Genomic DNA, 20,470 nt, shown 5'->3' with positions numbered 1-20,470 from the left:
CTTTCGTCTGCTGGCGTGTCATATGCGCGCCGCGGCGGCGTTTTCCAAGGGTGCTACAGGTCGAAGGTCGCCAGCACCGGCGCATGGTCCGACGGCTTCTCCCAGCCACGCACGTGCCGCAGCACGCGGCTGGAATGGGCGGCACCCGCGATGTCCCCGGTGGCCCAGACGTGGTCGAGCCTGCGCCCCTTGTCCGCCGCGTCCCAGTCGGGCGAGCGATAGGACCACCAGCTGTAGAGATTGCCCGTGGGAATGTCCTGCCGCGTGATGTCGACCCAGGCGCCTGCGTCCTGCATCTGCGCCAGATGCTCCACCTCGACCGGGGTATGGCTGACGATTTTCAGGAGCTTGCGATGATCCCAGACGTCGTCCTCGCGCGGGGCGATGTTCAGGTCGCCCACCAGGATCGACCGGGCCGGCCGGTCGGCGTGGAAGGCGTCGCGCATCGCGGTCAGGTAGTCGAGCTTCTGCCCGAACTTCACGTTCGCCTCGCGGTCGGGAATGTCGCCGCCGGCGGGCACATAGAAGTTGTGGACGACGACGCCGTTTTCCAGCCGCGCGGCGATATGGCGGGCGTGGCCGAGGTCGGCATGATCCTCGGCGCCCGCCTCCTCCAGTGGCAGTTTCGACAGGATCGCCACACCGTTGTAACCCTTCTGCCCCCGCGCGACCATGTGCGGATAGCCCAGGTCCGCGAACTGGTCGCGCGGGATCTTGTCGACCGGCGACTTGCACTCCTGAAGGCACAAAACGTCGGGCCCTTCCTCGCGCAGGAAGCGGGCCACGAGATCCTCGCGCAGGCGGACTGAATTGATGTTCCAGGTGGCGAGGGTGAAGGGCATGGCGTCGATCCTCGGGGCTTGTCTCGGCCGGTCGAGGGCTATGGCATTTCGCGCCCGAGTCAATGCACCCACCCGGTGCGGCTTTCGCCGGACAAAAGACACCCGGGCACGGAGGCCCGGGCAAGTCCAACAGGGAGGTTGCATCTGTGTCGTCCCGCAGATGCGCCGGTATGCTAACGATAATGCGCGACGAAGGTTAACGTAAGGTTAACGGACGGCGCGACACGTTTTCATCGACGGATGTGCCCGGAACGTCACGCCATCAGGCGGTACCCCCCCGATTCCGTCACCAGAAGACGCGCGTTGGACGGGTCAGGCTCGATCTTCTGGCGCAGGCGGTAGATATGCGTCTCGAGCGTGTGGGTGGTCACGCCCGCGTTGTAGCCCCAGACCTCGTGCAGCAGGACATCGCGCGGCACCGTGCCGTCGTTCGAGCGGTAGAGGAACTTGAGGATGTTCGTCTCCTTCTCGGTCAGGCGGATCTTCCTGTCGTCCTCGGTCAGCAGCACCTTCATCGACGGCTTGAAGGTATAGGGCCCGAGCTGGAACACCGCGTCCTCCGACTGCTCGTGCGTGCGAAGCTGCGAGCGGATACGCGCGAGCAGCACGGGAAACTTGAACGGCTTGGCGATGTAATCGTTCGCCCCAGCGTCCAGCCCCAGGATCGTGTCGCTGTCGGAATCGTGGCCCGTCAGCATCACGATGGGGCATTTCACCCCCTGCTTCCGCATCAGGCGGCAAAGTTCGCGCCCGTCGGTGTCGGGCAGGCCGACATCGAGGACGATGAGGTCGTAGAGCTGCTCCTTTGCGCGGCTCATGCCCGAGGCGCCGGAATCGGCCTCGAAGACGTCGAACTCCTCGGTCATCACCAGTTGCTCGGACAGGGCATCGCGCAGGTCGTCGTCGTCGTCGACGAGCAGGATCTTCTTTGTGGTGGCCATGGTGTCCCCCGGAAGTTGAAGCCATTTGCCCGAGTGTCCGCGCGGCCTGCGTCGTTTCAAAGCGATTTGGCACCCGACTCACGCCGACGTGTCGCCAAGCGGCGATTTGTTTCATATGTGAAGCACCGGGGCCGCGCCGCGGTTCCGATTGTTACAGGAGATCCGGGCCATGCTGTCGCCCACGCCCGCCGAACTGGCCGCCCGCGCGCGGGCCGACCTGCGCGTCGGCCTGCCGGTCGCGGTGGGCGGCCTGATCCTGGCCTCGGTCGAGACGCTGGCGGCGGAACGGCTGGCCGAGATGCGCGCCGCCGGGCCGCTGGTGCTGGCAGTCAGCGGCCGACGGGCGGAGACGTTGAAGGCGCGCGCCTACGACGGCGACCTCGCCCGGATCGCGGTGCCCGACGACGCGGGGTCGGATTGGCTGCGCGCCGTGGCCGACCCCGCCGACGATTTGCGCGCGCCGCTGAAGGGGCCGCTCCGAACCCTGCGCAACGGCGATGTCACAGCATGGCGGACGGGGCTGGCCCTGGCCAAGGCGGCGCAACTGCTGCCCGCTGTCGTTGGGGTCGAGGCGCCGGCCCCGGCGGGGCTGACCCGCCTGCCCGCGGGCGGGGTCACGACTCGACCGATGCTTCCGGCCGAGGTCGCGGCCGCGCGCGTCCCGCTCTCGGCCCATCCCGCAAGCCGCGTCCACGTCTTCCGCGAGGAGGATGGCGGGGGCGAGCATTACGCCATCGAAATCGGGATGGTGGACCGTGCACGCCCCGTGCTGACGCGGCTCCACTCGGCCTGCTTCACAGGCGACGTGCTGGGGTCGCTTAAATGCGACTGCGGTCCGCAGCTTCATGCTGCGATGGCCGCGATGGCGGCGGCGGGCGGCGGGGTGTTGCTCTATCTCAACCAGGAAGGGCGGGGCATCGGGCTCGCCAACAAGATGCGCGCCTACGACCTTCAGGATCAGGGGTTCGACACCGTGGAGGCGAACCACCGCCTGGGGTTCGAGGATGACGAGCGCGATTTCCGGCTTGGCGCCGGGCTTCTGCGGCAGCTTGGCATCGGATCGGTGCGCCTGATGACGAACAACCCGCGCAAGCTGTCGATGATGGCGGCGCAGGGTGTCGAGGTGGCCGAACGCGTGCCGCTGCACGCGGGCCTGACACCCGAGAACGCGGCCTATCTGGACGTGAAGCGCGCGAAGTCGGGCCATCTGGAATGACGCCTGCGGGGCCGGACGACCTGGTCCTGACGCCTTCCGGCATCCGGTTCCGCGGGCGACGCTTTCCCTGCACCATCGGCCGCGGCGGCGTCCGCGCGGACAAGCGCGAGGGCGACGGCGCGACGCCCGCCGGATGCCACCGGATCGTCGGCATGTTCTACCGCGCCGACCGCATCGCCCGTCCTGCGGCCTGGGCCGCCGCCATCGGGCCGCGCGACCTCTGGTGCGACGCGCCGGACCATCCAGCCTACAACCACCGGGTCCGCGCGCCCTTCGCGGGTTCGGCCGAACGTCTGGCGCGGGGCGATCCGCTCTATGATCTGATCATCGTGACGGACTGGAACTGGCCTATCGCGCGCGCAGGGCGCGGCTCGGCGATCTTTTTGCATCGCTGGCGCAGGCCCGGCTGGCCGACCGAGGGCTGCGTGGCCTTCGACCCGCAGCATCTGCGCTGGATCGCCGGGCGGATCGGGCCGCGCACGCGGCTCGTGGTGCGCGGCTAGCTGGCGCGCGGACCGAAGATGGCCGACCCCACGCGGATATGCGTGGCGCCCAAGGCGATGGCCTCCCCGAAATCGGCGGACATGCCCATGGAGAGGCCGGCCAGACCGTTGCGCGCCGCGATCTTGGCCAGCAGGGCGAAGTGCAGCGACGGGGCCTCATCGACCGGTGGGATGCACATCACGCCCTTCACCGGCAGGTCCATGGCGCGCACCTCGCGGATGAAGGCGTCGGCCTCGTCCGGGGCGACCCCCGCCTTCTGCGTCTCGTCGCCGGTGTTGACCTGCACGAACAGATCGGGGCAACGGCCGGCCTCCTGCGCCACGTCCGCGATGCGGCGCGCCAGTTTCGCCCGGTCGAGGGAGTGGATCGCGTCGAACAGGTCGACCGCCGGACGCACCTTGTTGGACTGCAGCGGCCCCAGCAGGTGAAGCTCCACCCCCCGGTAGGCCTCCTTCCAGGCGGGCCACTTGCCCTGCGCCTCCTGCACGCGATTCTCGCCGAAGATGCGGTGGCCAGCGGCCAGCACCGCTTCGACCCGCTCGTGCGGCTGCACCTTGGACACGGCGATCAGGGTGATCTCGGCGGGGCTGCGGCCGGCGCGGTCGCAGGCGCGCGTGATGCGGGCGGTGATGTCGGGCAGGGACATGGGGGCGCGGCCTTCGTCTGGGGTCGGGACCGCGACTTGGCCAAAAGAAAAGAGCGGGCGCAAGGCCCGCTCTCTCCGTCGTCCGATCCGGGTGGGATCAGAAGTTCATGCGAACGCCGAAGGACACGGTGTCGATGGTGTCGTCGCCGTCGTCGATGACGTCGCCGTAGTCCGAGCGGCCATAGCCGAACTGGACGATGGCGCCGCCGCCGAGGTCGTAGCCGAGCGACAGGCCGATGCCGTCGATGTCGCCCACGCCGTCGATGTCGTACTTGCCGTAGTTCAGGTTGGCCGCGATGGCACCCGCGGCGTAGCCGATGCCGACGCCGATGTGATCGGTGTCGCCGTCGATCAGGACGCGGCCGCCCTGCGATGCGAACCCGGCGACCGCGACAGCGTCGTTGCTGTCATTCAGAGCGCCCGTGAACGCACCGTCCGCGATGGCGTTCGGGATGTGGTCGCCATACTTGACGTAGGACAGGCCGGCCGTGAAGTCGCCCATGAAGGTGGCGTTGGCGGACAGGCCCAGCGCGTCCACGTCGGTGCCCGCGACTTCCGAAGCCTGATAGCCGAGACCCAGGCCGATGATCGTGCCGCCGAGGTCCAGGTTGTAGCGCAGACCGAGGCCGTAGACGTCGTCGTTGCCGTCACCGTCGTCGTCGTCGATTTCCGCCGACAGGGCGACGCCGAAGTCGCCGAAGGAATAGTCGTAGCGCAGGATTTGACCGTCATAGAGACCGTCGAGACCGTTGTTGCCGTTGAAGCCGGCGTGAATGGTCTCATCATCGTTCAGCGAACCGGCGTCGAAGGACACTTCCGTCAGGGCCCAGTCCAGCGCGCCGTCGGTGTCGCCGGCGGTCAGGGTGCCGAAGGCGCCCGAGATGAAGATGGTCTCACCACCCTGATCGCTCGGGTTTTCGAAGGGCGATCCGTCGCCGCCTTCGTCGAGGTCGATGGTGGCACCGAAGGTCAGGCCGCCGTCGGTTTCGCCCGACATCGTGAAGGTGACGTCCAGGTCGGTGTGGAACCCGGTGTTGCCGCTGTCGATCGAGATGTCGCCGGTCCCACCGTCGATTTCGAAGCTGTCGGTGTTGCGCACGCCCATTTCGGCGTTACCGGTCAGCGTGATTTCGGCCGAGGCGGCGCCGGCGAAGGCGACGAGAGCGGTCGAGGCGAAGAGAACTTTTTTCATGGTTTTCCCTCGTGTTTCGGATCGTCCCCACCACGGGAATCGCGTTGGGCGTCCTTTGCATGTCCAACATCGGCCCTGACCCTGCAAGAAAAGGGCCGGGCGGGTCCCTGTTTTCGCCAGATCCATGGTGCTTTCGTGCCACAGTGATGCCTCGCCTGCCCCGATCGTGCCCCAGTCCTCCGCCGGGTGTGGCCCCCCTGCGCCGCGACACCTTGTTCACGCGCCCGCCTATGGGCTAGGCAGGGCGCAGACCGACGGGACATCCAGGGCAAAGGGGGCGCGACATGGGCGGCAGGACGACGCTGCGGGGAATACCGGCCTTGGCCGTGCTGGCGCTTCTGGCGGGCTGCGGCGGCGATGTCGCGGGCCAATCGCGCGAGGACCGCATCGCCGCGCAGGAAAACCCCCGCACCATCGCGCGCGACCAGCGCGCCGCATCGCGGCAGTCGTCGCTGTTCGACCTGTTCTCGAACCAGGACGACCCGAACGTCACGATCGAGGTGAACCGTTATCTTTGGGCGGCCACGCTCGACGTGCTGAACTTCCTGCCGGTGCAGAACGCCGATCCCTTCTCGGGCGTGATCCAGTTCGGCTACGGCACCCCTCCGGGCGGCGGCCGGGCCTATCAGGCGACCGTCCTGATCCAGGACCCGGCCCTCGACGCGAGAAGCCTTAACGTCTCGCTCCGCTCGCGCTCCGGCGCCGTCAGCCGCGAGACGCAGCGCGCCGTCGAGGATGCAATCCTGACCCGCGCCCGCCAGCTTCGCGTCCGCGACAGCCAGCTTTAGGAACCTTCCCGGCGCTTCGGCCCATGGCCCGCGCCGGCCCTGGGACATGACATTCGCAATGACCGCCGACACCACCTACGACACCGCCGCCATCGACGCCAAATGGCAGGACGCCTGGGACCGCGCCGGCCTGTTCCGCGCGGCCCGCGGCGACGCGCCGAAATACTACGTGCTCGAGATGTTCCCGTATCCCTCCGGGCGCATCCACATCGGGCATGTCCGCAACTATGCCATGGGCGACGTCATCGCGCGCTACAAGATGGCGCGGGGGTTCAACGTGTTGCACCCCATGGGGTGGGACGCCTTCGGCATGCCCGCCGAAAACGCCGCCATGGCCAGCGGGGGGCACCCGAAGGACTGGACCTATCAGAACATCGACGTGATGCGCGGGCAGATGAAGCCGCTGGGCCTCAGCATCGACTGGTCGCGCGAATTCGCCACCTGCGATCCCGAGTACTACGGCCAACAGCAGGCGCTGTTCCTCGACATGCTGGAGGCGGGGCTGGTCTATCGCAAGCAGGCCACGGTGAACTGGGATCCGGTCGACATGACCGTGCTCGCCAACGAGCAGGTCGAGAACGGCCGCGGCTGGCGCTCGGGCGCCGAGGTCGAACGGCGCGAGCTGACGCAGTGGTTCTTCCGCATCTCGGACATGGCCGAGGATCTGCTGGACGGGCTGGGCGACCTGAAGGACTGGCCGGAAAAGGTCCGCCTGATGCAGGAGAACTGGATCGGCCGGTCGCGGGGCCTGCAGATGACGTTCCCCCTGTCGCGGCCCGCCCACGGCCACGACGGGATCGAGGTCTATACCACCCGCCCCGACACGCTGCGCGGCGCGTCCTTCGTGGCCATCGCGCCCGAACACCCGCTGGCACGCGCTCTGGCCGAAGCCGATCCCGATCTCGCGCAATTCGCCGTCGACGTCCGCCGCGGCGGCACGACGGAGGAGGCGCTGGAGAAGGCCGAGAAGCGCGGCTACGACACCGGGCTGACGGTTCAGAACCCGCTGGGCGGCGCGCTGCCCGTCTGGGTCGCGAACTTCGTGCTCATGGACTACGGCACCGGCGCGATCTTCGGCTGCCCGGCGCACGACCAGCGCGATCTGGATTTCGCGCGCAAATACGGCCTGCCGGTGATCGATACATTCGTGGCGACGGACGACGACAGCCGCGTCGCCGAAACCGCCTTCGTCCCGCCCAAGTCCGAGCCCGTCCGCTGGATCGACCAGCCCGCAGGTCTGGACGTGGCGACGGGGCAGGAGGCCATCGAGGCGACCATCGACTGGGCCGAGGCGCAGGGCATCGGCACGGGCCGCACCCAGTACCGTCTGCGCGACTGGGGCCTGTCGCGCCAACGCTACTGGGGCTGTCCGATCCCCGTCGTCCACTGCCCCGATTGCGGCGTCGTGCCCGAGCGCAAGGAGAACCTGCCCGTCCGCCTGCCCGACGACGTGACGTTCGACGTGCCCGGCAACCCGCTCGATCGCCATCCGACCTGGCGCGACACCGCCTGCCCGTCCTGCGGCGCGGCCGCCCGCCGCGAAACGGACACGATGGACACCTTCGTGGACTCGTCGTGGTACTACGCCCGCTTCACCGCGCCCCATGCCGACACGCCCACGGTGATGGCGGACGCCGACTACTGGATGAACGTCGACCAGTACATCGGCGGGGTGGAGCACGCGATCCTGCACCTGCTCTACTCGCGCTTCTTCGCGCGCGCCATGAAGGTGACGGGGCACCTGCCCGACAAGGCGCGGGAGCCGTTCAACGCCCTCTTCACGCAGGGCATGGTCACCCATGCGATCTACATGACGCGCGACGGCCGGGGCCGGGCGGTCTATCACCTGCCCGAGGATACGGTCGCCAAGCCCGACGGGCTGCGCGTCCTGAGGGACGGCACCGAGGTCGAGGTCATCCCTTCGGCCAAGATGTCCAAGTCGAAGAAGAACGTGGTCGACCCGCAGGACATCATCGCGGCCTACGGCGCCGATACCGCGCGCTGGTTCGTCCTGTCCGACAGTCCGCCGGAGCGGGACGTGGAATGGACGGCCGCCGGTGCGGATGCGGCGCACAAGCACCTGCGCCGCGTGCACCGCCTGGCCGGCGACATCGCCCGCGCCGACCGGCCCGCCAATGCCGCCGACGCGGACCTGGCCCGTGCCACTGCCCGCGCCACCCTGGAAGTGACGGAGGGGATCGAGGGCTTCGCCTTCAACAAGTCGGTGGCCAAGCTCTATGAATTCGCGGCCACGCTGGGCCGGTCGGACGCCGGCGGCGATGCGCGTCGCGCGGCCATGCGCGTTCTGGCGCAGCTGATGGCGCCGATGACGCCCCATCTTGCCGAGGAGGTCTGGCAGATGATGGGCGGCGAGGGCTTCGTCGTCCGCGCTCCCTGGCCCGAGGCGGACCCGGCGCTGCTGGTCGAGGACAGCGTCACCCTGCCGATCCAGATCAACGGCAAGCGCAAGTCCGAGATCTCGGTGCCGCGGGACATGGATGCCGCGGGCGTCGAGGCGCTGGTGCTCCAGGACGCCGCCGTCCTGCGTGCGCTGAACGGCGGTGCCCCGCGCAAGCTGATCGTCGTGCCCGGACGGATCGTCAATGTGGTCGCGTAGGGGGCTGATCCTGTCGGTGGGGGCCACGCTGTCGGCCTGCGGCTTTACCCCCGTCTACGGCCCCACGGGCGAAGGTCAGGCACTGCGCGGCGCCATCCGCCCCGCCGGCCCCGAGACCGAGCTGACCTTCGCCTTCGTCCGCCAGTTCGAGGAGCGGCTGGGGCGGGCGAACGAACCGAGGTACAGCCTGGGCTACGTCATCGCCCTCGACGAGGTCGGGCGGGCGATCGACGGATCGAACAACATCACGCGCTATACCATCGAAGGCATCATCGACTGGACGCTGACCCCCCGGGGCGCGACCTCCACGGTCCTCTCGGGGCGCGAGACGGGGTTCACGGCCTACTCCGCCTCCGGCTCGACCGTGTCGACGCTCGAATCCGAACGCGACGCGCGGCGGCGGCTGGCGGTGCTGCTGGCCGACAAGGTCGTGACCCGGCTTCTGGCCGAGGCGCCGACGCTGGCCCGATGAACCTGCGGGGGGCGGCGGCGCTCAAGTACTTCGCCAGGCCCGATCCGGCCTCGGCGGGCGCGCTGATCTACGGCGGCGACGCCATGCGCGTGGCCCTTCGCCGGCAGGAGCTGATCGCCAACCTGGCCGGTCCGCAGGCCGAGGAGGAGATGCGCCTCACCCGCCTGTCCGGGGCCGAGGCGAAGGCCGACCCCACCGCCGTCCTCGATGCGCTCAAGGCCGTGGGGTTCTTTCCCGGCCTCCGTGTCGTCTTCGTCGACGGCGTGACCGAGGCGCAAGCCGCCCCGATCCTCACCGCGCTCGACGGCTGGGCGCCCGGCGACGCCGCGCTCGTGGTGACGGCCGGTGCGCTCAAGAAGACGTCGAAGCTCCGCAAGGCGTTCGAGGCGCATGGCAAGGCCGTCGCCGTGGGTCTCTACGACGACCCCCCCACGCCTGAGGAGATCGACGCCGCCATCGCGGCCGAAGACCTGCGCCTGACCGATGCCGCCCGCCGCGACATCGAAGCGCTGGCCCGAAGCCTCGACCCAGGCGACTTCCGCCAGACGCTGACCAAGATCGCGCTCTATTCCGGCGGCGAGGAGGTCACGCCCGAGGCCGTCGCCCTGATGGCGCCCGCCACCATGGATGCCGGGATGGACGACGTCATCCTCGCCGCCGCCGAAGGTCAGGCCGCGCGGATCGGCCCCCTGATGCAGCGGCTGGAGGGGCAGGGGGTCGCGCCCGTCACGCTCGTCATCTTCGCCACACGCCATTTCCAGCAGCTTCACGCCGCCGCCACCGGCACCGCGCAGCCCTGGGGCCCGAACCGCGAGGCGATGGCCCGGCAGGCCCGCGCCTGGGGCACCCCGCGCCTGGAACAGGCGCTCGCGCTGCTGATGGACACCGACCTGACCTTGCGTTCCGCGTCGCGCGCGCCGCAAATGGCGGTGATGGAGCGGGCGCTGATCCGCCTCGCCATGATGGCCCGCACCTGACGCCACCGAAAGGGACCGCCCGCGATGTATCGACTTCATGGCCAGATCAAGAGCCGCGCGCTGCGCCCACTCTGGCTGCTGGAGGAACTGGGCCTCGATTACGACTTTGTCCCGACCGCCCCCCGCAGCGCGGAGGCCCATGCCGTCTCGCCGCTGGGCAAGATCCCGGTGCTGGAGACGCCCGAGGGCGCGATCTTCGACTCGGTCGCCATGATGACCTTCCTCGCCGACCGGCACGGCGGCTTCACCCATCCCGCCGGCAGCCATGCGCGCGCCCGTCAGGACGCGCTGACCAACACCCTCAACGAGACCTTCGACGCCGTCCTCTGGAGCTACGCCAAGCACAGCTTCGTCCTGCCCGAGGAACATCGCGTCCCGGCCGTCAAGGACAGCCTGCGCTGGCAGTTCGCGCAGTACGCCGCCGTGATGGACGATCTTCTGGGCGACGGGCCGTTCCTCATGGGCGACGATCCCCTGATCCCCGACATCCTGCTCGCCCATTGCTGCGGCTGGGCCGCGGGGCTGTCGTTCGACCTGCCCGACGGCCTGCGCGCCCACATGACCCTGATGCGCGCGCGACCGGCCTTCCGCCGCGCGCTGGACCGGGGGCGTGCGGAATGACCGAGGCCGCCTTGCGCGAACGCATCTGCCTGCTGGCACGGTCGCTGTTCGAGCGCGGGCTGACGCATGGGTCCACGGGCAACATCTCGGCCCGGACGGGCGACGGCGGCCTGCTGGTGTCACCGACGGGAACCAGCTTTGGGCGGCTCGACCCCGCGCGGCTGGCGCGCTTCGACGCAGGCGGCCGGCACGTCGACGGCGACCGCCCCACCAAGGAGATGCCGCTGCACACCGCCTTCTACGACACGCGCGGCACCGCGGGGGCGGTGGTGCACCTCCATTCCTGCCATTCCGTCGCCCTGTCGCTCCTGTCGGAGCCGGGCGAGGATTTCCTGCCGCCGCTCACACCCTATGCGGTGATGCAACTGGGCCGGGTGACACTGCTTCCGTTCTTCCTGCCGGGCGATCCGGCGATGGGGCAGGCGGTGCGCGGACTTGCGGGCAAGCGCTCGGCAGTGATGCTGGCCAACCACGGCCCCGTGGTCGCCGGCCGCGATGTGGAGGCCGCCTGCAACGCCATCGAGGAGCTGGAGGCGACGGCGCAGCTTGCCCTTCTGACTCGGGGCATGGGGCCGCGCAGCCTGACGGAGGCGCAGGTCCGCCGCGTCGTGGATACTTTCGACGTGGAGTGGGACGCATGAAATTCTCGGCCAACCTCGGGTTTCTCTGGACCGACCTGCCGCTGCCCGACGCCGTCCGTGCGGCCCATGCGGCGGGTTTCGACGCGGTGGAGTTCCATTGGCCCTACGACACCCCCGCCGCGGATCTCCGCGCCGCGCTGGAGGAGACGGGCCTGCCCGCGCTCGGGATCAATACGGTGCGGGGCGAGGGCAACGGCCTGTCGGCCCTGCCGGACCGGGTGGAGGAGGCGCGGGCCGCCATCGACCAGGCCATCACCTACGCGCACGAGATCGAGGCAGGCGCGGTGCATGTCATGGCCGGATTTTCCGAAGGCGAGGCGGCGCGCGACGCCTTCGTCGGCAACCTGCGCCATGCCTGCGACGCGGCGCCTGACCTGACCGTCCTGATCGAGCCGCTGAACCGTCACGATGCCCCGGGCTATTTCCTGAGCACCTCGGCGCAGGCGCGCGACATCATCGCCACCGTGGATCGCCCCAACGTCAAGCTGATGTTCGACTGCTACCACCTTCAGATCATGGGCGGCGACCTGACGCGGCAGCTGCGCGACTGCCTGGCTGTGACGGGCCACATCCAGTTCGCCTCGGTTCCCGACCGGGGTCCGCCCAACGGGGGGGAGCTGTCCTACGACCATGTGTTCGCCGAAATCGCGCGCCTCGGCTGGGAGGCGCCGCTGGGGGCGGAGTACAAGCCCCGCGGCGATACCGGCGCGACGCTGGGCTGGATGGACCGCTACCGCCGGGCGTAATCCGCCGCATGCCGCCCGGCCCAGGCGCCGGTGGCGAGGCAGGCGGTCAGCAGGTAGCCCCCCGTCGGCGCCTCCCAGTCCAGCATCTCGCCCGCAGCGAAGGTGCCGGGGCGATGCTTCAGCATCAGGCCCTCGTCTACCGCGTCCCATCGCAGGCCGCCCGCGGTCGAGATCGCCTCGTCCAGCGGTCGGGGCCCCAACAGCGGGACGGGCAGGCGCTTGATGCAGGGCGCCAGATCGTCCGGCGCCCCGCCCCACTCGCGCAGGAGCGCGATCTGCACCGGGTCGAGGCGCAGCGCCTTACGAAGATGGTTCGACAGGCTGTCGCGCCCCCGCCGCGCCAGACGGTCGCGGATGCGCGCGAGGTCCATGTCGGGCTTCAGGTCGAGCGCCAGCGCCGCCCCGCCGCGCAGAAGCGGCGTCAGGGGATAGAGCCCGCCGCCCTCCAGCCCCCGGGCCGAGACGGTGAACTCGCCGCGATACGTCCGGCCATTGACGATCAGGCCGGTGTTCTTGACCGCGGCCCCGAAGTGCCGCGTCATGTGGTCCGACCAGTCGACGCGGAATCCCACGTTCGACGGCGCGAAGGCCGCCACATGCCCCGCCAGCGCCGCCGCCCATGCGCCGTCGGACCCGAGCCTGCGCCACGACGCCCCGCCCATGGCCAGCACCGTCGCGTCGAAGGTCGCATCGGGCTCGCTCGCGAAGGTCAGCGTCGTGCCGTTCCACCCCGTCCACCGCACCCGGCGGTGCAACCGCACCCCCGCCCCGTCCAGCCGGGCGAGCCAGGCGCGCAGCAGGGGCGAGGCCTTCATCGCCACGGGAAACACACGCCCGGTCGAGCCTACGAAGGACGACTGCCCGAGGCCTGCCATCCACTCCCGAACCTCGGGCGCGCCGAAGGCCCCGATCATCGGACGGAGCGGCGGGCAGGCATAGACGTCGGGGCCCAGCCCCTCGGCCGTGATGTTCAGGCCCGACTTGCCCGCCATCAGGAACTTGCGCGCGGGGCTGGGCATGTGGTCGAAAATCTCGACCGTGCAACCCGCACGCGCGGCCACCTCGGCGGCCATCAATCCCGCCGGGCCCGCGCCGATGACGGCGACCCTTGCCTTTGGTGCGACCTGCTCCATCCTGCCGGGAATGTCAGACGACGACCCTGCGGACCAGCCCATCTGCGCGCTTTGCCAGCGGCCGATCCTGCCCGGCACGCCGCAGAGCCTGCATCACCTCGTCCCCAAGCTGCGCGGCGGGAAGGGCGGGCCCACGGTCCTGATGCACCAGATCTGCCACAACGAGATCCACGCCACCGCGTCGGAGGCGGAACTCGCCCGGCTCTGGAACACGCCCGAGGCGCTGCGGAGCAATCCCCGGCTGGCCAGGTTCATCGCCTGGGTCCGCAAGCGCCCCGCCGATTTCCACAGCAAGACGCCAGGCGCCCGGCGCGGGTGGAAGCGCCGCTGACCTCAGCCCGCGAAGGGCGCCGCGTCGCCCCAGACCTCGCGCACCCGCGCATCCCGGCCGCAGCCGTCGCGGTAGCGCTTGTAGGCGACCTTCTTCGGCACGGCGAGACCGACCGAGCTGAACGCGAGGCGGTCGTCGGATTTGTAGTAGTCCTGATGATAGGCGCCCACCGGGTAGAATTCGCCCGCGTCCAGGATCGGCGTCACGATCGTCTGGCCCAGCGCCGCCTCGGCATCGGCCTTGGCGGCCTCGGCCACCGTGCGCTGCTCCGGCCCGTCCACGAAGACAGCAGTGGTGTATTCTATGCCCCGGTCGCAGAACTGCCCGCCCGCGTCGAGCGGGTCGACGGAGCGGAAGAACAGGTCGAGGATCTGGCGATAGCTGATGACGTCCTCGTCGAAGGGGATCGTCACCGCCTCCAGATGATCGCCGGAGTTGCCGTATTCGGGGTCGGGCGTCGTGCCGCCGGCAAAGCCCGAGACGGCATCGCCCACGCCCTGCACCGATTCGAAATCGGCCTCGACGCACCAGAAACAGCCGCCCGCGACCGTGGCGGTCTCGGCCCAGGCGGAGGGGGCGGCGAACAGGGCGGCGGCGAGGGACAGGGTGCGGAAGATGGACATGGCGGCTCCTTTTGCGGATCTTCTGCCCCGCGAACGCGCCGCGGGCCAATGACGTTTCATCGCGGTCGCGTGACCTTGAGCCAGCGGAACACCAGCGGCGCGCCCACGATCACCACGACGATGCGCAGGACATGGTGCGTGATGACATAGGCCACGTCGGCCCCCGCGACGATGGCGATGACTGCCATTTCCGCCTGTCCGCCAGGCGCGAAGGCCAGGATCGCGTCGAGCGGCGGCGCGAGGCCGAAGCCCAGCGCCGCTTCGGCAAAGACGGCCGCCACCGCGCCCAGGATCGCCGCATGGCCCAAACCCACCAGCAGGATGCGGCGCACCTCGGCCAGGGTGATGCCGGTGTACTTCACGCCGACCACCATGCCGATGAAGAACTGCGCGGCCTGGATCGCCTCGGCCGGCGGGCGATGCTGGATGACCCCGGCCAGCGTCAGCGCGGCGGTCAGGATCATCGGCCCCAGGATCGAGGCCCCGAACATGCCCACGGCCCGCGCCAGCCGCCAGCCGAGGATGCCCGCGACGGCCATCACGGTCAGCTCCTGCCAAGGCAGGTCCGCGGCCCCGGCGCCGGGGGGCTGCGACAGGTCGATGCCCCAGTAGAGCCAGAGCGCCAGCGGCAGGATCGTCACGATCATCAGCACCCGCGTCGCATGCAGCAGCGACATGGCGCGCGGATCGCCGCCGGCCTCCTCCCCGAACAGCAGCATGTCCTGCAAGCCGCCGGGCATTGCCGAATAGAAGGCCGTGGGCGCGTCGAACCCCGCGATGCGCCGCAGATAGGGATAGCCCAGCGCCCCGCAGACCAGCAGGAACAGCGGAACCAGCGCGAGCGAGGCCACCATGTCCCCCATCCGCCCGACGATCGCGGGGGTGAAGGAAGCGCCGACCGCCACGCCGAGGATCGTCCGCATGGTGTCGGTGAGCGGCGTCCAGGTCGCCAACCTGACCCCCATCAGCGCCACGGCCAGGCAGGCGAGCATCGGCCCCAGCAGAAAGGGCAGCGGAAGTCCCGCTGCCCTGAAGCCCGCGGCCCCCGCCGCGCTGACCGCGAAGGTCAGGACGATGCGTGGCAGCGCCCTCAGCTTCGGACCCGCCGGTTCCGGTTCGCCACCAGCTTGAGCCGCAGCGCGTTCAGGTGGATGAATCCCTTGGCGTCGCGCTGGTCGTAGGCGCCCGCATCGTCCTCGAAGGTCACATGCGCCTCCGAATAGAGCGAATGGTCCGACCACCGCGCCACCGTCCGTGCCGATCCCTTGTAGAGCTTGAGCCGGACGGTCCCGCAGACATGTTCCTGCGACTTGTCGATCAGCGCCTGCATCATCTCGCGCTCGGGCGAGAACCAGAAGCCGTTGTAGATCACCTCGGCGTAGCGCGGCATCATGCTGTCCTTCAGGTGCCCCGCGCCCGTGTCGAGCGTGATCTGCTCGATCCCGCGGTGCGCCTCGAGGAGCAGGGTGCCGCCGGGCGTCTCGTAGATGCCGCGCGACTTCATGCCCACGAAGCGGTTCTCCACCAGGTCGAGCCGCCCGACCCCGTGCCGTCCGCCCAATTCGTTCAGGCGCGTCAGGATGGCTGCGGGGGTCATCACCTGGCCGTCGATGGCCACGGCGTCGCCCCGCTCGAAGGTGATCTCGACGAACTCCGGCGTGTCGGGCGCGGCCTCCGGGTCGACGGTGCGCTGATAGACGTAATCCGGCGCCTCCCGCGCCGGATCCTCGAGCACCTTGCCCTCGGAGGAGGTGTGGAGGAGGTTCGCGTCCACGCTGAACGGCGCCTCGCCGCGCTTGTCCTTGGCGATGGGGATCTGGTTCTTCTCGGCGAATTCCAGAAGCTTCGTGCGCGACGTGAGGTCCCACAGCCGCCAGGGCGCGATGACCTTGATGTCGGGGTTGAGAGCATAGGCCGCAAGCTCGAACCGGACCTGATCGTTGCCCTTGCCGGTCGCGCCATGGGCCACGGCATCCGCGCCCTCCTCGGCGGCGATCTCGACCAGCCGCTTGGAGATCAGCGGCCGCGCGATCGAGGTGCCCAGCAGATAGAGCCCTTCGTAGAGCGCATTGGCGCGGAACATCGGGAAGACGAAGTCACGCACGAATTCCTCGCGCAGATCCTCGATATGGATCGACGTGGCGCCCATCATCTCGGCCTTCCTGCGCGCGGGCTCCAGTTCCTCGCCCTGGCCCAGGTCGGCGGTGAAGGTCACGACCTCGCAGCCGTATTCCGTCTGCAGCCACTTCAGGATGATCGAGGTATCCAGCCCGCCGGAATAGGCGAGCACGACTTTCTTGGGGGCGTCCATGCGTATCTCCGATTGCTCGGCCACGGGCGTAGGCCATCGGCCGATGCCCCGCAAGTCGCGCCGGCGTTGACCGCCGGGGGGCGGACGGCATAGTGCGACCCGAACAGGACAGGGGGCAGCGATGCTGAGCTGGAACATCTTCAAGCGCGCGGTCATGCTGATCGTCGACAACCTGGGCGCGGCGCTGCGGGTTTCGGCGCTGCCATATGCGGCCTTCATTGCGGTGAACCTCTGGTTTGCGGGCACGGTCGACATGGAGGCCATCGCCACCTTCGATCCGGAGGCGGACCCCGGCGCCCTCCCGGCCCTGCCCGAGGGCTCGGTAACGGCGGTCTTCCTGACGCTTTTCGTGCAGACGCTGGCTTTCGTCTGGATCGCCGTCGCCTGGCACCGCTTCGTCCTTCTGGCGGAGGGCGGCGCATCGTGGGTTCCGCCGCTCCGGGGGCGCGAGATGCTGGGGTACCTCGGCCGGTCCATCCTCATCGTCCTGATCCTGTCGGCGGTGGGGATCGCGACGCTCCTCCTGGTCGCGCCGATCCTGCCGTTCGTGGCCATCCCGCTCGTCGTGATCCTGTCGATCATCCTCAGCTACCGGCTGGGCCTCATCCTGCCCGCGGGCGCCATCGGCCGCCCGCTCACGCTGACCCAGGCGTGGCAGGCCACCAAGGGCCAGTCGGGCACGGTCGTCCTGCTGGCCATCCTGACCTATCTCGCCGCGCTTCTCCTGCAGGTGCCGGCGCTCATCGATGCGATGGGCGGGGCGGACCTGTCGGACCCCGCCGCCGCGGTCGAGGCCTTGTCCGCGCCCGGTCCGGTCGCGATGCTCTACAACTTCGTCATCAGCTGGATCCTCCTGATGCTGGGGATCAGCGTCCTCAGCACGCTCTATGGCCACTTTGTGGAAGGCCGGCGCCTTGACTGACTTCGCCACCCGGGCCGAGGCCGCCACCGCAGCCATGCGCGACGTCTTTCCCGAGACGCCGCTGACGCGGAACGACTATCTGTCGGACCGGTACGACGCCGACATCTGGCTCAAGCGCGAGGATCTGACGCCGGTGCGATCCTACAAGTTGCGCGGCGCGTTCAACGCCATGCGCAAGCTCGGCGGCGGCCGGGTCGCCTGCGCGAGCGCCGGCAACCACGCGCAGGGCGTGGCCTGGATGTGCCGGCACTTGGGGGTCGAGGGCACGATCTTCATGCCCGTGACCACGCCCGGCCAGAAGATCCGCAAGACCCGGCTGTTCGGCGGCGACCGGGTCGAGATCCGCCTGACCGGCGATTTCTTCGACGCCACCCTCGCCGCGGCGCAGGCCTTCTGCGATGAGACCGGCGCGCATTTCCTGTCGCCCTTCGACGACGACGATGTGATCGAGGGGCAGGCCTCCGTCGCGGTCGAGATGCTGACCCAGATGCCCGAACCCGCGGACATGGTCGTGCTGCCGGTGGGCGGCGGCGGCCTTTCGGCGGGGATGCTGGCCTATTTCCGCGCCCGCGGCATCGTGCCCGACATCCGCTATGTGGAGCCTGCGGGCGGGGCCAGCCTCGCCGCCGCGTTGGCGGACGGTGCGCCGGTCACGCTGCCCACGCTCGACAGCTTCGTCGACGGCGCGGCGGTGGCCCGGATCGGCGTGCGGCCCTTCGACATCCTGCGCCAGGTGCCGCCGCAGCACGTCCTGCGCATCCCCGAGAACCGGCTCTGCATCACCATCCAGGAGATGCTCAACACGGAAGGCATCGTGCTGGAGCCTGCGGGCGCCCTCTCCATCGACGCGCTTCGCGACCTCGGCCCCGAGATCGCCGGCCGGCGCGTCGTCTGCGTGGCAACCGGCGGCAACTTCGATTTCGAGCGCCTGCCCGAGGTCAAGGAACGCGCGATGCGGTTCGCGGGCCTCAAGAAATACTACGTCCTGCGGATGCCGCAGCGCCCCGGCGCGTTGCGCGACTTCCTCGACATCCTGGGCCCCGACGACGACATCGCACGGTTCGAGTACCTCAAGAAATCCGCACGCAACTTCGGCAGCGTCCTCATCGGGATCGAGAGCACCGGCCCCGAGGCCTTCGAGAGGCTGGAGCACCGGATGGCCGATCTCGGCCTCGCGTCACGCGACCTGACCGACGATCCGCTGCTGGGCGAACTGGTGATCTGAGCCGCGCCGCGTCACGCCATCTGCCGGTCCCGGATCGCTTCCGCCGTCGCGCTCAGCGCCCGGCGCAGGCAGTCCGTGCAGCCCAGCCGGTCGGCCGGTCCGCCACATTCCGCCCCCTCGGCCGCCGCGGCGATCCCCCGCAGCCCCATGTTGAGCGCGCCGCTGCGCAGGAAATGGACGGCGCGCGCATGCCCCTTCGCGTCGAGCGCCGGCCCCATGCGGTCCAGCATGGCCCGCGCCTCATCGAGGTAGACCGACAGGATGAAGGACAGATCCTCCGCCCCGATCTCGGCCTCCAGCTCATCCATTCGGTGTCGGTCAATCATGGGCGCAGGTTTCGCACCCGATCCGTGAACGGCGCCTTAACGGCGGCGGGCGGAAAGGTTCGGATTGTCGCGTTCACACCTCCTTAAACCCTCGGCGCGCACACCTTCGCCTGTTTTTACGACGTCAGTGGTACCGATGAACGCGATGACCCGACCCGACCCGCCGCCGGCGTCCCATCCGTTGCGCGTACTGGTGGTGGATGACAGCGCCGCCCAGCGGCAGCTCCTGTCGGCGATCCTGTCGCGGATGGGGCTGGACGTCGTGACCGCCTCCGACGCGGCGCAGGCACTGTTCCTGTGCATGGCGGACGAGGGGGGGCGAATCGGCATGATCCTGTCGGACTGGCAGATGCCGGGCATGGACGGGCCCGATTTCTGCCGCGCCTTCCGGCAACTGGCGCGCGACGCCTATGCCTATGTCATCCTCATGACGTCCGAGACCGACCGGGCGCGCAAGGCACAGGGGCTCGAGGCGGGGGCCGATGATTTCGTCACCCGGCCTCTCGACCTGACGGAGCTGCGCGCGCGCATCGGCACCGGGCGCCGTATCCTGCGGATGCAGGAGGATCTGCGTCATCGCAACCACGAGGTGCAGACGACGCTGCACGACCTGATGACGCTGAACGACGCACTCGACCGCGACCTGGCCGAGGCGCGGCGGATCCAGCGCGCCTTCCTGCCCGACCCGGTCCGCCGCTTCGGCGGATCCGACGTGGCACTGCGGCTCGTGACCTCGGGCCAGATCGGCGGCGACCTCGTGGGCTATTTCCCGATCTCGCCGACGCGCTTCGGCCTTTACTGCATCGACGTGTCGGGGCACGGCGTGGCCTCCGCACTCATGACGGGGCGGCTAGCCTCCCTTTTCACCTGGACGTCGCGCCGCTCCAACATCGCCTTCCGCGACGACGGCCGCGACGTGGACAGCCCCGAGCGGGTGATGGACCGCCTGAATACCTTCATGCTGTCCCAGATCGCCTGCGACGTCTATTTCACCGCCGTCCTCGCCTATGTCGACACGGTGACCGGCGTCGTCACCTTCTGCCAGGCCGGCCATCCGCACCCGCTGGTCCGCCGCGCGGCTGGCGGGATCGAGCGGGCGGGCGACGGCGGCCCTCCCGTCGGCCTGCTGCCCGACGTGCGGTTCGAATGTCGCACCGTGGTCCTGCAACCCGGCGATCTGTTCCTCGCCTATTCCGACGGCTTGACCGAATGCGCCGACACCTGGGGCGACATGCTGGACGAGGACGGGTTGATGGACCTGCTGGCCCGCGCACCCGACGGGGCGCTCGCCACCGTCGACAGCATCGAGACCGCGCTGCGGACCCATTCGCGCATCAGCGGGTTCGAGGATGACATCTCCATGCTGGCGCTGCGCTTCGACAGCCACCCGGGCTGA

General features: G+C 69.5%; 22 protein-coding genes. 13 read left to right on the top strand and 9 right to left on the bottom strand.

From position 1 onward, the window contains the following. Positions 1–53: 53 nt before the first annotated feature. Together JAN5088_RS06510 and JAN5088_RS06505 are read right to left on the bottom strand one after the other, a co-directional pair. On the bottom strand, positions 54–842 hold the full coding sequence (locus tag JAN5088_RS06510; protein ID WP_055682006.1) for an exodeoxyribonuclease III: 789 nt from the start codon (positions 840–842) through the stop codon (positions 54–56). 254 nt (positions 843–1,096) lie between these two features. Beyond that, positions 1,097–1,783, bottom strand: a complete 687-nt coding sequence (locus JAN5088_RS06505; protein WP_055682005.1) for a response regulator transcription factor — start codon at positions 1,781–1,783, stop codon at positions 1,097–1,099. Between the two features lie 169 nt (positions 1,784–1,952). On the opposite strand from JAN5088_RS06505, the gene ribA reads away from it, so the two are divergent. Together ribA and JAN5088_RS06495 are read left to right on the top strand one after the other, a co-directional pair. Next, positions 1,953–2,999, top strand: a complete 1,047-nt coding sequence (gene ribA / locus JAN5088_RS06500; protein ID WP_055682004.1) for a GTP cyclohydrolase II — start codon at positions 1,953–1,955, stop codon at positions 2,997–2,999. Continuing rightward, positions 2,996–3,502 (top strand): L,D-transpeptidase family protein, encoded by a 507-nt coding sequence (locus JAN5088_RS06495; RefSeq protein WP_177220038.1) that lies wholly within the window; start codon positions 2,996–2,998, stop codon positions 3,500–3,502. Before ribA ends, JAN5088_RS06495 begins: the two co-directional genes overlap by 4 nt. On the opposite strand, the gene JAN5088_RS06490 is transcribed toward JAN5088_RS06495, so the two are convergent. Both JAN5088_RS06490 and JAN5088_RS06485 read right to left on the bottom strand, forming a co-directional pair. Then, the gene (locus tag JAN5088_RS06490; protein WP_055682003.1) at positions 3,499–4,149 is read right to left on the bottom strand and encodes a YggS family pyridoxal phosphate-dependent enzyme; all 651 of its coding nucleotides are present in this window, start codon (positions 4,147–4,149) and stop codon (positions 3,499–3,501) included. The two genes, JAN5088_RS06495 and JAN5088_RS06490, sit on opposite strands and share 4 nt — an antisense overlap. Before the next feature lie 97 nt (positions 4,150–4,246). After that, positions 4,247–5,341, bottom strand: coding sequence for a porin (locus JAN5088_RS06485; RefSeq protein ID WP_055682002.1), 1,095 nt, complete (start codon positions 5,339–5,341; stop codon positions 4,247–4,249). 284 nt (positions 5,342–5,625) lie between these two features. On the opposite strand from JAN5088_RS06485, the gene JAN5088_RS06480 reads away from it, so the two are divergent. Genes JAN5088_RS06480 through JAN5088_RS06450 form a run of 7 tightly spaced genes read left to right on the top strand, consistent with a single transcriptional unit; the run spans position 5,626 to position 12,203 of the window. After that, positions 5,626–6,129, top strand: coding sequence for a DUF3576 domain-containing protein (locus tag JAN5088_RS06480; RefSeq protein ID WP_055682001.1), 504 nt, complete (start codon positions 5,626–5,628; stop codon positions 6,127–6,129). A 58-nt stretch (positions 6,130–6,187) separates the two neighbouring features. Further along, a complete protein-coding gene (gene leuS / locus JAN5088_RS06475) occupies positions 6,188–8,746 on the top strand; it encodes a leucine--tRNA ligase (RefSeq protein WP_055682000.1) in 2,559 nt (852 codons plus the stop codon). Beyond that, positions 8,733–9,218 carry an LPS assembly lipoprotein LptE gene (gene lptE, locus JAN5088_RS06470; RefSeq protein WP_055681999.1) on the top strand — a complete coding sequence of 162 codons (486 nt, stop codon included), beginning with the start codon at positions 8,733–8,735 and terminating at the stop codon, positions 9,216–9,218. Before leuS ends, lptE begins: the two co-directional genes overlap by 14 nt. Beyond that, positions 9,215–10,195, top strand: a complete 981-nt coding sequence (gene holA / locus JAN5088_RS06465; protein ID WP_055681998.1) for a DNA polymerase III subunit delta — start codon at positions 9,215–9,217, stop codon at positions 10,193–10,195. Before lptE ends, holA begins: the two co-directional genes overlap by 4 nt. A 24-nt stretch (positions 10,196–10,219) precedes the next feature. Continuing rightward, on the top strand, positions 10,220–10,816 hold the full coding sequence (locus tag JAN5088_RS06460; RefSeq protein WP_055681997.1) for a glutathione S-transferase family protein: 597 nt from the start codon (positions 10,220–10,222) through the stop codon (positions 10,814–10,816). Beyond that, entirely contained in the window at positions 10,813–11,457 is a 645-nt protein-coding gene (gene otnC, locus JAN5088_RS06455; protein ID WP_055681996.1) for a 3-oxo-tetronate 4-phosphate decarboxylase, read from the top strand. The genes JAN5088_RS06460 and otnC overlap by 4 nt, the downstream gene beginning before the upstream one ends. Beyond that, positions 11,454–12,203 carry a hydroxypyruvate isomerase family protein gene (locus JAN5088_RS06450; RefSeq protein ID WP_055681995.1) on the top strand — a complete coding sequence of 250 codons (750 nt, stop codon included), beginning with the start codon at positions 11,454–11,456 and terminating at the stop codon, positions 12,201–12,203. Before otnC ends, JAN5088_RS06450 begins: the two co-directional genes overlap by 4 nt. Here the strand turns inward: JAN5088_RS06450 and JAN5088_RS06445 are convergent. After that, positions 12,188–13,276 (bottom strand): TIGR03862 family flavoprotein, encoded by a 1,089-nt coding sequence (locus JAN5088_RS06445; RefSeq protein ID WP_233489731.1) that lies wholly within the window; start codon positions 13,274–13,276, stop codon positions 12,188–12,190. The two genes, JAN5088_RS06450 and JAN5088_RS06445, sit on opposite strands and share 16 nt — an antisense overlap. A 70-nt stretch (positions 13,277–13,346) precedes the next feature. Here JAN5088_RS06445 and JAN5088_RS06440 point away from each other — a divergent pair, with 70 nt between their 5' ends. Next, a complete protein-coding gene (locus JAN5088_RS06440) occupies positions 13,347–13,667 on the top strand; it encodes a hypothetical protein (protein WP_055681993.1) in 321 nt (106 codons plus the stop codon). Positions 13,668–13,669: 2 nt separating this feature from the next. On the opposite strand, the gene msrA is transcribed toward JAN5088_RS06440, so the two are convergent. The 3 genes from msrA to JAN5088_RS06425 all read right to left on the bottom strand — a co-directional run bounded on the left by msrA (position 13,670) and on the right by JAN5088_RS06425 (position 16,601). Beyond that, positions 13,670–14,290 (bottom strand): peptide-methionine (S)-S-oxide reductase MsrA, encoded by a 621-nt coding sequence (gene msrA, locus JAN5088_RS06435; protein ID WP_055681992.1) that lies wholly within the window; start codon positions 14,288–14,290, stop codon positions 13,670–13,672. 56 nt (positions 14,291–14,346) lie between these two features. Next, positions 14,347–15,303, bottom strand: a complete 957-nt coding sequence (locus tag JAN5088_RS06430; protein WP_306455460.1) for an AbrB family transcriptional regulator — start codon at positions 15,301–15,303, stop codon at positions 14,347–14,349. 77 nt (positions 15,304–15,380) lie between these two features. Then, positions 15,381–16,601 carry an argininosuccinate synthase gene (locus JAN5088_RS06425; RefSeq protein ID WP_055681991.1) on the bottom strand — a complete coding sequence of 407 codons (1,221 nt, stop codon included), beginning with the start codon at positions 16,599–16,601 and terminating at the stop codon, positions 15,381–15,383. A 121-nt stretch (positions 16,602–16,722) separates the two neighbouring features. On the opposite strand from JAN5088_RS06425, the gene JAN5088_RS06420 reads away from it, so the two are divergent. Together JAN5088_RS06420 and ilvA are read left to right on the top strand one after the other, a co-directional pair. Beyond that, positions 16,723–17,523: a hypothetical protein gene (locus JAN5088_RS06420; protein ID WP_055681990.1), complete on the top strand. Its 801-nt coding sequence runs from the start codon at positions 16,723–16,725 to the stop codon at positions 17,521–17,523. Continuing rightward, on the top strand, positions 17,516–18,748 hold the full coding sequence (ilvA, locus tag JAN5088_RS06415) for a threonine ammonia-lyase IlvA (protein WP_055682240.1): 1,233 nt from the start codon (positions 17,516–17,518) through the stop codon (positions 18,746–18,748). The genes JAN5088_RS06420 and ilvA overlap by 8 nt, the downstream gene beginning before the upstream one ends. An 11-nt stretch (positions 18,749–18,759) precedes the next feature. Here ilvA and JAN5088_RS06410 read toward each other — a convergent pair whose 3' ends face one another. Further along, on the bottom strand, positions 18,760–19,074 hold the full coding sequence (locus JAN5088_RS06410) for an Hpt domain-containing protein (protein WP_143114567.1): 315 nt from the start codon (positions 19,072–19,074) through the stop codon (positions 18,760–18,762). Positions 19,075–19,219: 145 nt separating this feature from the next. Between JAN5088_RS06410 and JAN5088_RS06405 the strand changes: the two genes are divergently transcribed. Beyond that, on the top strand, positions 19,220–20,470 hold the full coding sequence (locus tag JAN5088_RS06405) for a PP2C family protein-serine/threonine phosphatase (RefSeq protein WP_055681988.1): 1,251 nt from the start codon (positions 19,220–19,222) through the stop codon (positions 20,468–20,470).

It is taken from the genome of Jannaschia rubra (assembly GCF_001403735.1).
GTDB classification, from domain to species: Bacteria; Pseudomonadota; Alphaproteobacteria; order Rhodobacterales; family Rhodobacteraceae; genus Jannaschia; species Jannaschia rubra.
This window is presented reverse-complemented; position numbering and strand designations above follow the sequence as displayed.

Bases quoted from the DNA above. Each gene is read 5' to 3' on its own strand.
- JAN5088_RS06440 (WP_055681993.1), top strand. From the start codon at position 13,347: ATGTCAGACGACGACCCTGCGGACCAGCCCATCTGCGCGCTTTGCCAG.
- JAN5088_RS06445 (WP_233489731.1), bottom strand. From the start codon at position 13,276: ATGGCCGCCGAGGTGGCCGCGCGTGCGGGTTGCACGGTCGAGATTTTC.
- JAN5088_RS06405 (WP_055681988.1), top strand. From the start codon at position 19,220: ATGACCCGACCCGACCCGCCGCCGGCGTCCCATCCGTTGCGCGTACTG.
- JAN5088_RS06495 (WP_177220038.1), top strand. From the start codon at position 2,996: ATGACGCCTGCGGGGCCGGACGACCTGGTCCTGACGCCTTCCGGCATC.
- JAN5088_RS06450 (WP_055681995.1), top strand. From the start codon at position 11,454: ATGAAATTCTCGGCCAACCTCGGGTTTCTCTGGACCGACCTGCCGCTG.
- JAN5088_RS06490 (WP_055682003.1), bottom strand. From the start codon at position 4,149: ATGTCCCTGCCCGACATCACCGCCCGCATCACGCGCGCCTGCGACCGC.
- lptE (WP_055681999.1), top strand. From the start codon at position 8,733: ATGTGGTCGCGTAGGGGGCTGATCCTGTCGGTGGGGGCCACGCTGTCG.
- otnC (WP_055681996.1), top strand. From the start codon at position 10,813: ATGACCGAGGCCGCCTTGCGCGAACGCATCTGCCTGCTGGCACGGTCG.
- holA (WP_055681998.1), top strand. From the start codon at position 9,215: ATGAACCTGCGGGGGGCGGCGGCGCTCAAGTACTTCGCCAGGCCCGAT.
- ribA (WP_055682004.1), top strand. From the start codon at position 1,953: ATGCTGTCGCCCACGCCCGCCGAACTGGCCGCCCGCGCGCGGGCCGAC.
- JAN5088_RS06505 (WP_055682005.1), bottom strand. From the start codon at position 1,783: ATGGCCACCACAAAGAAGATCCTGCTCGTCGACGACGACGACGACCTG.
- JAN5088_RS06425 (WP_055681991.1), bottom strand. From the start codon at position 16,601: ATGGACGCCCCCAAGAAAGTCGTGCTCGCCTATTCCGGCGGGCTGGAT.
- JAN5088_RS06410 (WP_143114567.1), bottom strand. From the start codon at position 19,074: ATGATTGACCGACACCGAATGGATGAGCTGGAGGCCGAGATCGGGGCG.
- JAN5088_RS06480 (WP_055682001.1), top strand. From the start codon at position 5,626: ATGGGCGGCAGGACGACGCTGCGGGGAATACCGGCCTTGGCCGTGCTG.
- JAN5088_RS06420 (WP_055681990.1), top strand. From the start codon at position 16,723: ATGCTGAGCTGGAACATCTTCAAGCGCGCGGTCATGCTGATCGTCGAC.
- JAN5088_RS06510 (WP_055682006.1), bottom strand. From the start codon at position 842: ATGCCCTTCACCCTCGCCACCTGGAACATCAATTCAGTCCGCCTGCGC.
- JAN5088_RS06485 (WP_055682002.1), bottom strand. From the start codon at position 5,341: ATGAAAAAAGTTCTCTTCGCCTCGACCGCTCTCGTCGCCTTCGCCGGC.
- JAN5088_RS06460 (WP_055681997.1), top strand. From the start codon at position 10,220: ATGTATCGACTTCATGGCCAGATCAAGAGCCGCGCGCTGCGCCCACTC.
- msrA (WP_055681992.1), bottom strand. From the start codon at position 14,290: ATGTCCATCTTCCGCACCCTGTCCCTCGCCGCCGCCCTGTTCGCCGCC.
- leuS (WP_055682000.1), top strand. From the start codon at position 6,188: ATGACCGCCGACACCACCTACGACACCGCCGCCATCGACGCCAAATGG.